10 protein-coding genes are annotated in these 8,819 nt (G+C 65.0%); 2 read left to right on the top strand and 8 right to left on the bottom strand.

The genetic code is table 11. The annotated features are described in order from the left end of the window. Positions 1–324: hypothetical protein (locus tag ENSA7_RS42855; protein WP_219908150.1), on the top strand; the 324-nt coding region annotated here is incomplete at its 5' end. Between the two features lie 500 nt (positions 325–824). On the opposite strand, the gene ENSA7_RS41015 is transcribed toward ENSA7_RS42855, so the two are convergent. After that, complete coding sequence (locus ENSA7_RS41015) at positions 825–1,490, bottom strand: hypothetical protein (protein ID WP_106094885.1); 666 nt, start codon at positions 1,488–1,490, stop codon at positions 825–827. A gap of 267 nt (positions 1,491–1,757) precedes the next feature. Here ENSA7_RS41015 and ENSA7_RS41010 point away from each other — a divergent pair, with 267 nt between their 5' ends. After that, on the top strand, positions 1,758–3,044 hold the full coding sequence (locus ENSA7_RS41010) for a CotH kinase family protein (RefSeq protein WP_181234625.1): 1,287 nt from the start codon (positions 1,758–1,760) through the stop codon (positions 3,042–3,044). A 25-nt stretch (positions 3,045–3,069) separates the two neighbouring features. Here the strand turns inward: ENSA7_RS41010 and ENSA7_RS41005 are convergent, their stop codons facing one another. From ENSA7_RS41005 to ENSA7_RS40980, 7 genes are all read right to left on the bottom strand, one after another. Then, positions 3,070–3,792, bottom strand: a complete 723-nt coding sequence (locus tag ENSA7_RS41005; RefSeq protein ID WP_106094883.1) for a hypothetical protein — start codon at positions 3,790–3,792, stop codon at positions 3,070–3,072. Between the two features lie 21 nt (positions 3,793–3,813). Continuing rightward, entirely contained in the window at positions 3,814–4,476 is a 663-nt protein-coding gene (locus ENSA7_RS41000; protein ID WP_146158731.1) for a hypothetical protein, read from the bottom strand. Between the two features lie 190 nt (positions 4,477–4,666). Next, positions 4,667–5,431: an SMI1/KNR4 family protein gene (locus ENSA7_RS40995; protein WP_106094881.1), complete on the bottom strand. Its 765-nt coding sequence runs from the start codon at positions 5,429–5,431 to the stop codon at positions 4,667–4,669. Beyond that, on the bottom strand, positions 5,413–6,279 hold the full coding sequence (locus tag ENSA7_RS40990) for a hypothetical protein (protein ID WP_244924078.1): 867 nt from the start codon (positions 6,277–6,279) through the stop codon (positions 5,413–5,415). Before ENSA7_RS40990 ends, ENSA7_RS40995 begins: the two co-directional genes overlap by 19 nt. After that, positions 6,276–6,479: a DUF4150 domain-containing protein gene (locus ENSA7_RS45675; RefSeq protein ID WP_244924077.1), complete on the bottom strand. Its 204-nt coding sequence runs from the start codon at positions 6,477–6,479 to the stop codon at positions 6,276–6,278. Before ENSA7_RS45675 ends, ENSA7_RS40990 begins: the two co-directional genes overlap by 4 nt. A 107-nt stretch (positions 6,480–6,586) precedes the next feature. Beyond that, complete coding sequence (locus ENSA7_RS40985) at positions 6,587–7,660, bottom strand: hypothetical protein (protein WP_106094880.1); 1,074 nt, start codon at positions 7,658–7,660, stop codon at positions 6,587–6,589. Next, positions 7,657–8,670: a DUF2169 family type VI secretion system accessory protein gene (locus tag ENSA7_RS40980; RefSeq protein WP_106094879.1), complete on the bottom strand. Its 1,014-nt coding sequence runs from the start codon at positions 8,668–8,670 to the stop codon at positions 7,657–7,659. The genes ENSA7_RS40985 and ENSA7_RS40980 overlap by 4 nt, the downstream gene beginning before the upstream one ends. Positions 8,671–8,819 lie beyond the last annotated feature (149 nt).

Here is an 8,819-nt window from a genome sequence, read left to right as displayed (position 1 = left end):
CCCCCACCCAAGCCAAAGCCGACACCCACGCCGACGGAACCGGTGCAAGAGCCGAAGCCATCCCCCGTGATCAGGGACGCGGACGTCAACGTGACGCGCGGGGACTACTTTTGTGTGGTTGTCAGGATTGAAGGGCGGCCGGAAATCTCGTTGCAAAAAATCAGCAGCAAGACCGTCAGCGTTCCACCTGGAACCTATCGCGTATCACTACAGATCGACTGCGGTGAACACTGGGTGAACGCTGGTAAAATGACGGTCAAGTCCGGCAAGAAATACATTTTCAAACCCAAGCGCCCGCCTCGGATCGACATTGACGAGATCTAGTCGGGGCCTGTGGCGTGAACCAGCGTGGCTCTGAGTGCCCCAACTGAGTTGGTCGCGTTCTGGCGCTCCAGGCTCCCAAAAGAACTGTAGGGAGAGCCTGAGTTCGGTCTACGCCCGCGCGCGCATCAGGCTCGGACCACGACCACGCGTCGCCCGAGGCCCGACGAAGGCGCGCTGAGCAGCGGCGCGAGCACCTGACGATCGGGCGACGTTACGGTACCGGAAACAGGGCTTGGCTGTATCGAGCTCGCGTTCCGTCTCACCAAAGCAGCCTGGGCGATGAGCGGCAAGCCGTGGCCCAACCTCGCGCGCGCGGAGCTGCCCGTGCGCCGCATCCCTGGTCCAAAACGTGGCTGAGCTCCTGTCGACGGAGTGATGCCCGAGGTGCCCGTGCGGCATTGGGTCCGCTCGCTGACGTTGGCGACTGCTCAACGGCCCGATAGCTCAGCGTCAGCTTCATCTGCTCACCCGCACCCGGCCACGATAGCCCGCAAGCGTCCTCAGCCGATCGCGGCCGAGCGGACGACCGCGAGCCGCTTGGCATCTGCGAGCGCAGCCTCGCGCTCGGCGTGAGCCTCGAGCCCGAGCGAGCGCAGCCCGCCGAGCGAGTCGGGCCCGCCGAGCGTCACGACGGCGATCGGAAACTCGGCGTCATAGGCGGTAATCTTCTGACAGACCCCCAGCAACCCGTCACCCCAGCGGTAGCGCAGCTGCGAGAAGTCGAGCAGCACCACGTCGGGTTCGAGCCGGGCGAGCAGCGGGGCGAGGTGCTCGACCATTGCCTCGGCGTCGGGGCTGCCCTGGCTGCCGTGCCGATACTCGCCAGCGAAGCGGACCTCGAGCAGCTCGCAAAACAGGCTGCCAAGCTCGAACGAGGCCAGCTGCGCGCCCGCAAGGGTCACCGTCGTCGGTCGCAGCGGCACGACGGGCTTCCACTCGAGCGTGACGGCGTCGCTGGCCGGCAGCGGCGGACGAGCGCCGCCGCGCTCGAGCACGCGCTCGAGACCCGCTCGTGTGCGGTTGTCCTCGGCCGCGAACACCTGCGGGCACGGTTGGGTCGGCGCGATCGCGACGACGATCAGCTGACCCAGGCGCATACTCGGTGCGCTCGACCACGCGCGCTCGAGCAGCGCACACACCTCGGAGATCCGGCTTGGGTCGCCCACGTGGCCAAGTGTAGCCCGCATGTTTCCGGCTCCGCCGAAGTTGGCGGGCGTCGAGCCGAACGCGCGTCTTTCGCGCAGGCGACTTCCTTGCGCGAGAGCAATCGCTTGCTCATCTGACGCTCAGTGCCACGCTACACGCGTCTATTAATCGCAGCAGACTTCATGGCACGTATCCAGATAGCGGCGGTGCCAAATCCTTCAACCCAGCCGGCCTTCACGATGAAACCATACAAATGCTCAATCACGAGCCTCGTTCCGCTTCTGTGCATGTTGTCGAGCGCCAGCTGGGCCTGTGCCGAAAAGCCTGCGGACGTCGATATCCTGCGTGCGGGCGACGCCACCCCCGAGCCGAGCGAGCCCGACGATCCCAATGAGCAGATCCCGCCGCCCGACGAGGAAGGCTGCCACGCGATCTACGCACAGGATCTCTTGCCGACCTTCGAGCTGACCATCGACGAGGATACCTGGGATGATCTGGAGTGGGAATGGGAGCACGGCGAGAAGCAGAAAGACAAGGGGAAAGACCCAACTCCCTATCACTCGCTCACGGAATTTCGCTATGGCGACATCGTGATCACCGACGCAGAGATCCGGCTGCGCGGCAACCCCAAGAGCTGGGAGAACAGTCCGGACAAGATGCAGCTTCACATCGCCTTCGACCGGGTCGACAAGGGGGGACGCTTCCTCGGCCTCGAGTCGGTCGCGCTCGAGTCCTCGCACATGAATCGCCACATGCTGCGCGACCGGCTCGCGCTGTCGATCATCCGCGACATGGGCGTCATCGCGGCCTGCGCCAACAGCGTCCGGGTCGACGTCAATGGCGAGTACTACGGCCTCTACACCAACCTCGAGAAGTTCAACGAGGTGTTCCTCGAGCGTGTGTTCGAGGATCCGACCGGCGATCTGTGGGATCGGCACAGCTGGGAGCTGAAGACCAACAAGAAGACCTCGAACTCGGATCGGATCGAAGCGCTCGCGGATGTCGAGGATCTCGAGGAGCTCGAGACTTACCTCGATGTCGCGCAGGCGTTGAAGGTGTACGCCGCCGAGGCGATCATCCCCGACTCCGATGGCTGCTGGGCCGGTGGCATGAACTACTTCTTCTACGATGATCCGATCAGCGGCAAATTCAAGCTGATCCCGTGGGATATGGACAGCACCTTCGACCGCTTCAATGACGGGAAGAACGGTGAATATCCGGACAACCCTGATCCGGTGGTTTGGCACAAGGAAGAGAGATACCACGGCCGAATTTGGTACGAGATCGCGCTCGAAGACGAAGATTGGTTCTGGTACTACATCGACGCCATCAAGACCCAGGTCGAGGCTGCGTACGACGTGGAGGTCCTCCACGAGAAGATCGCCACCTGGACCGACCAGATCAAGGAGTCGGTGCTCGAAGACGACAACAAGCCCTTCAGTAACTCAAAATATCTGGATGAGATCGAGGACCTCGAGGACTTCGTGGAAGCGCGGGCCGAGTGGTTGGATGAGTGGCTGGAGTGCTGGGAGGACGGCGGTCAGCCCGACAACAAAGGATACTGCGACGATTGAGGGGTCCGGCCGTGGCCGGGGAGTACTACTGCGGGATGATGAAATAGTGGAGGTTGAGCTCGCCGGGCTCGACGCCGGAGTAGGTCAGGGTGCTGGCGTTGCGGATCTCGTAGCCCATGATCGTGACGACCTCCTCGGGTCCGACGATGACCCCGCTGTCGAGCCCCTCGACCGCCAGGCGCCGGCCCTCGATTACCGGGTTGGTGTCGTCGGAGCACGGCGTGGTCTCGATGGCCTGGTTGGTCATCCATGAGAACCCGGGGATCGTGGCGTCCCAGCTGCCCACAGCCCACACGAACTCGCCACCGGCCTCGCGCACCACCACGCTGGTCGTGTCGCAGGCGTCGTTGCGCTCGAGGTCGATCTCGAGGCATGGGGGGAGCGGCGGGATCTCGATGCCCGCGGCGTCGAGGGTGATCGTGAGCTCATGGGGATCGGGCGCCTCGCAGTCCCGGTCGCAGCCGCAGCTATCGAGGGCCCAGGTGCTGGCGTCGATCTGCTCGACGAGGCTGCCAGCGAACGCGATCGACTCGCAGGTCTGCGGAGGCGCGGTCGAGCCGGTCAGGCTGACCTCGATCGTCGAGCCCTCGCATAATTCGGCGTCGGGCTCGTCGCCGGTCTCGTCGATCTCGTTCGTGGTCGATGACTCGGAGTCGACCGCGGTCGTGCTACCGGCCTCGTCTCCAGCAAGCGAACTCGGCCCGCAGGCGGCCCAGATCAGGAGGGTGGAGGTGATCGCCGACCGCATTCGCACAGTCTACACGCTCGACTAGACATTCACTTGACTGCGCGCGTCGAGCAGCCGCTGGCCCAGGTCGAGCGCCTCGGACAGCGCCCCGGACAGGGCCTGGGCGCTCAGCTGCTTGCCGCTTCGCTCGAACCACACCGCGGTGTCGCTGAAGTGCGGGCGAAACGATCCCTTCGCGGCCGCACGCATGGCGTCGGCCACGGGCGCCGTGGTCAGCAGCGCCTGCACCCGATCGTCGTAGTCACCGCTGATGTCGTAGGCGCGGTCGAGCTCGGGGTCGGCGAGCTGCACGTCCAACTCGCCCGATACCGCCGTCCAGGCGCGACCGAGCAAGCCGACAGGGCGGACGTGGAGGCCGAGGTCGAGCGAACGCGGCAAGGTCACCCGCACCTGCGTGATGTAGTTGTTGCTCGTGCTGCTAGGCGAGATCCGCCGCACGCCACACTCGACCGCAAAGTCCCCGCGACGCCCCCGCATCGGCTGCAGGCAAGAGGGCGACGAGGTGAGCATGCCCATCCGATGCTCGGGGCGGTAGGGATCGAGCGTCAAGGCCAGGCTCTCGGCGGACGCCGCCCACTTCTTGCCGGTGAGGCGCGGGTACAGCCACCACACCCACAAGGGCAGCCCGGCAACCAGGCCGACCGCGAGGACGAGGGTGCAGATCAACGCCAGCGCTTGTTGCACGACGGCCATCATGCCCTGTTTTGGGTCGAGGACTCAACAACTCGCCGGCCCGAACCACCGGTAGAAGCGAGGCAGCGGGCGCCCTGCGATTTGCTCCGTCGCCCCTCGCCACTGTGAGGCGAGGTTGGGGACGATGCGCAGCAGCAACTCGTCGAGTTCGGGTTCTAGGTCTTCTGGTCGCATGTGAGGATTAGAGCGGGGGGTCCCATTCCTCAATCTCGAGCTCGAGGGGCGTCTCGGCCACGATCTCGCCCAGGATCTGCCGAATTCGTGCATGGTCGTTGGCCCCGAGATGGAAGATATGGTAGCAGGCTCCAGGGCCGTTGGAAGGGCGAGTGACCGTAGCGAACGAGACCAAACCCGCATCGGCGCGGTGGTAGACCCCGCAACGCGGACCAGTTGAGATCGGCGCCTCGAAGCCTAGGCTTTTCATCACAGGGTCCAGGTGTGCCAGGACATCGCCACCAGGATCACTGAGACTACAGACGATTTTTTGGGCGCGGCTCTCCACGCTCCTCGCACCCACCTCGCCCCAGGCGAACATCTCGCGGAAGGTCTCAAACTGCGGGTGACCCTCTCCTCCCAGCGCATGCCCCTTGATCACGCGTGCATCATCCCGGGCCGGAAAGTTGAAATCGTAGAGCAGATGCAGCGGCATCATCTCATCTGTCTCGTAGGCAATCATCAGGAACCGGGGGTGGGGGACAAACAGTCGCTCGGCGTAACATTGTAGCACTGTCGGGGCCGAGAAGATCATGCTGCGATATTCGATCGGCCCCATGTCGTGACCCATTCGCATGAGAAACCACCGGTAAAAGCGAGGTAGCGGACGGCCTGCGATCTGCTCAATTTGGTCGATCTCGTGTTCCGTCGCCCCTCGCCACTGCGAACCTAGGTCGGGGACAATGCGCAATAGCAGTTCGTCAAGCTCGGGTTCTAAGTCTTGTGGTCGCATGTCTTCCTACTTTCGTTGCAAATGAGCAGCGGTACGATGAGCTCGCAGGATCGACACGGCGGTACTGTCTCTCCGGGTTTGAACTTCTCCGCCTTGACAACACGACTTCCACCGCGCGCGTCAAGATATTCGATTGTCGCCTGGGTTTTGCCCCGACCGAACCACTGCTCGGTCATTGCAGCGCCGATGGCCCCATCGTCCATGAGTAACAATAAGGCCCCTTGGGCCGCGCAGGTGCCAGGCGGATACGCAGCCGGTGTTGAGCGATTCTTGTCGCTGTACGCTGCCCGGTCAGCAGCCTTGTCCCATGCTGCGTTGAACACGGTCGAGTTGCCGAGGTGCTGGCCAATCTTTGCCTTGACTTGGTCCAGCTTGGCGAGGTATGCGCAGTTGAGGGCCTCCCGACCGTGCGCGTAGGACAACGTCACCCCCGACTGATGCTTCATCCCAGAGTCGCTCGCAGCCTTGCACAGCTCGATCGTAGTCGCCGCTGACTGGTCCGCGTACTTCTTCCCACACGCACACTCGACCACCCCGAGCATGGTGTTGACCCTGACCTTGACGGGCGGTTGCATCACCGCCCCCGCGTCATTCACCGCCTGCACTCGAGCTTGAAAGTTACCCGCAAGCACCCCGGCGTCGGTCTTGGTCTGCGGGCTCTCCTTCAGCTCACCATGGTCATCCTCGCAGATCGGGCACTGCCCCGCTTCCACGGCGGTCACCATCCCGCTGTCTTGGATCACGCCCATGAGCGTGGCGCTGTTGGGCGGGCTCCCGCTCGGGCCACAGTTGTTGAGCATCGGGTCGCTCAGGAACTGGACGTTCTTGCCCTCGATCTTCACGTTCATCGAGCCCGGCCCGACAAACTTCGTGAGCCCATGGGTGTTGGCGGAGACCAGGCCCCCGCCCGAAGCTTGCTCGCCATGTCACCGGTCGAGCGGAAGCTTGCGCCCTTGATCGCAACTTGCTTCTTCTCGACCTTCACGGACTTCGAGTAGCCCTTGGGCGAGTCACCGCTCTTGCCAATGTTCGGCAGGGGCGTCGGCACAAAGGGAGCAGGGGGTCCTGGCATCTTGCACACATTAGGGGTGGTGGCTGCTGCCACGCCCTTGCTCCCTTTGGTCACGGGGGTCTTTGGCGGATTGATCGTCACGCTCATGTCATTGCTCCTCCTACTTGCCTATCTTGTGGCTGTTGTAGCAAGATCGCCCCTCGTAGACCACCGGTCGAGCCGGTGATCACCAACGCTCGAGGGCCCGCTGCATAGTTCCGCGCCCAGGAGCGCACCGCGAGAACGCTGAGCAGGGCGCCGCTGGCCGCTCCGACGTCACCCCAGCAATCGGCTGGTGCCACGTAGTTGGGCGAGCGAAAGGCCTCGGGTGCGCGAAGGGCCACGAACCCCCACTCTTCGCTGCGGTAGCGCTCCCCGTTGATGTCGCTGAAGGTCATGTCCACAGCTTCGGCTGGGAGCCGCAGCCCAGCGAGCGCGCCGAGCACCGCCTGGGTCATGCCCTCGCCGAAGGAGCCGGTCTCGCTGCCCGGCAGCCGATGCTCACGCGCCGTGGCGACACCACCGACGACCGCCAGACACGGCAGACCGAGCGTCTTGCGCAGCCCGGTGCTGGCGAGCACCAAGCAGCCGGCAGCCTCGCCGGGTGCGAAGCCGCTGCGGGAGTCGGGCCCGCACAACCGGTTGCGTTCGAGCCACACCAAGGTGTCGGGGTGTAGGTAGCTGTCGACCCCCAACACGACCGTGAGCACGTCCACACCACGAGCGGACTCCTGTAGGGCTCGCTCGATTGCGCAGGCGATCCCTGCGTGTCCACGTCCAACGATCTCGGCCCGCAACTGTTGGGTACCGGCGGCGCGCAGGCCAGCGACCAAGGTCTGAGCCGCCCCGATCACCTCAGACTCGGACAGACCGGGGCGTGCGTCGGGTAGCGAGAGCCACAGGTCGACGTGGCCCCGATAGGGGCGCGGCGCGGCGGCGAGCTTGTAGGCAACCTCTTCGAGCGCGCTGTTGGCCAGCGGCAGCAGACGCTCCACGCCCTCGAGCCTGGTGGACAGCCTGGCGTCCGAAGCGACCATCATCGGCTCGCCGTCGGCGGCGACGAACGGATACTCGGCGATCTGACAGATCGCGGCCCGCACCGCCGCCGCCGCTGGCTCGGCCACGAGTCCGACCGGCGTGCGGGCTCCGACCGCAATCACTTCGAGGCCGGTGCTCACGCGCCCCCACGCTTCTCGACGATGCTGGTTTCATCGAGGTAGTCAGCGTCCAGAGCCGCCACTCGCAGGGCGCTCTGCCACACCAGCGAAAGCCGACGATCGTCGGGTTCCACGAGCACCGTGGAGATCATGGGAGGCTCGTGCGCTCGGGACTTGCGACCAAATCGACTGGTCAGCTCGAGGTGGATACGCGGCAGCTCGAGCTGCAGCGTGCCCTCGCGGCTCAGGTTGAGCAGACCCAGGCGCTCGCTCCCACGCAGCGGCTGGGCGAGGCGCTGGTCCGCGGGGGCACACAGCGCAAACGCGGGGTCATAGTCGTTGGGCAGCAGCGGTCTCTTGGTGCGATCCCACGCCGCGTCGTAGGTGCCCGCGAGCGTCCGCCGCGGGACCCACCCGGGCTCGATCGGGCCAAAGCCTGCCGGCCCCGTCGTGGCCGGATTGCCACGCGGATACTCGATGTTGTGAGCCGCTGTGTTCTCCAAGCTGGCGCTGCGATTGGCGAAGCCACGACCGATCGGGTTGCGCTCGTCGATGCGATGCCGACGGGGATCGGGATCGGACATATCACTGCCGCCGAACGCCAGCTCGTAGCGGATTGGCATGCTCGTGAACGGCCGCGGCGCGGTCGCGGTGAGCCCAGTCAACCCGGCATAGTAGGCACGCTCGCCGTGGACGATCACGGTCTTCTCGATCGCCTCGACCCGCAGCGTGGCGGGCACGGTGGGGGCCTGACGGCCGCCCGGCGCGTGGGCGCTGCCGAGCACGAGGACGTCCGTGAGCGGCTTGCGTGCCAGGAGGTCGGAGTCGTAGCGCAAGCTGGACTTGCCAGCCTCGCCGTAGTGCTCCGGGACGAGGACGGGTGGCAGCTGTTCATCAGCGAGGGTCAGCCTGCCGTCGATGGCGATCGTGAACGTGGCGCGCACGGCCACCAGCCACCAATGCACGCCGTCCTTGTCGCGCGTCCAGTTGCGCTCGGCGGCGTACGGGGTTCTGTTGGCGAGGGCCCACACGGACGGACGATAACATGGGCGTGACGCTGGCCTCCAACTTCCTGCCCAACAAGCTCCTGCCGGACGATCCGATGATCCGATGATCCGATGATCCGATGATCCGATGATCCGATGATCCGATGATCCGATCATGAACAACGCCGCGTCCT

It is taken from the genome of Enhygromyxa salina (assembly GCF_002994635.1).
GTDB classification, from domain to species: domain Bacteria; phylum Myxococcota_A; class Polyangia; order Nannocystales; family Nannocystaceae; genus Plesiocystis; species Plesiocystis salina_B.
Note: the sequence above shows the minus strand (reverse complement) of the source record. Positions and strands in the feature narration are given on the sequence as shown.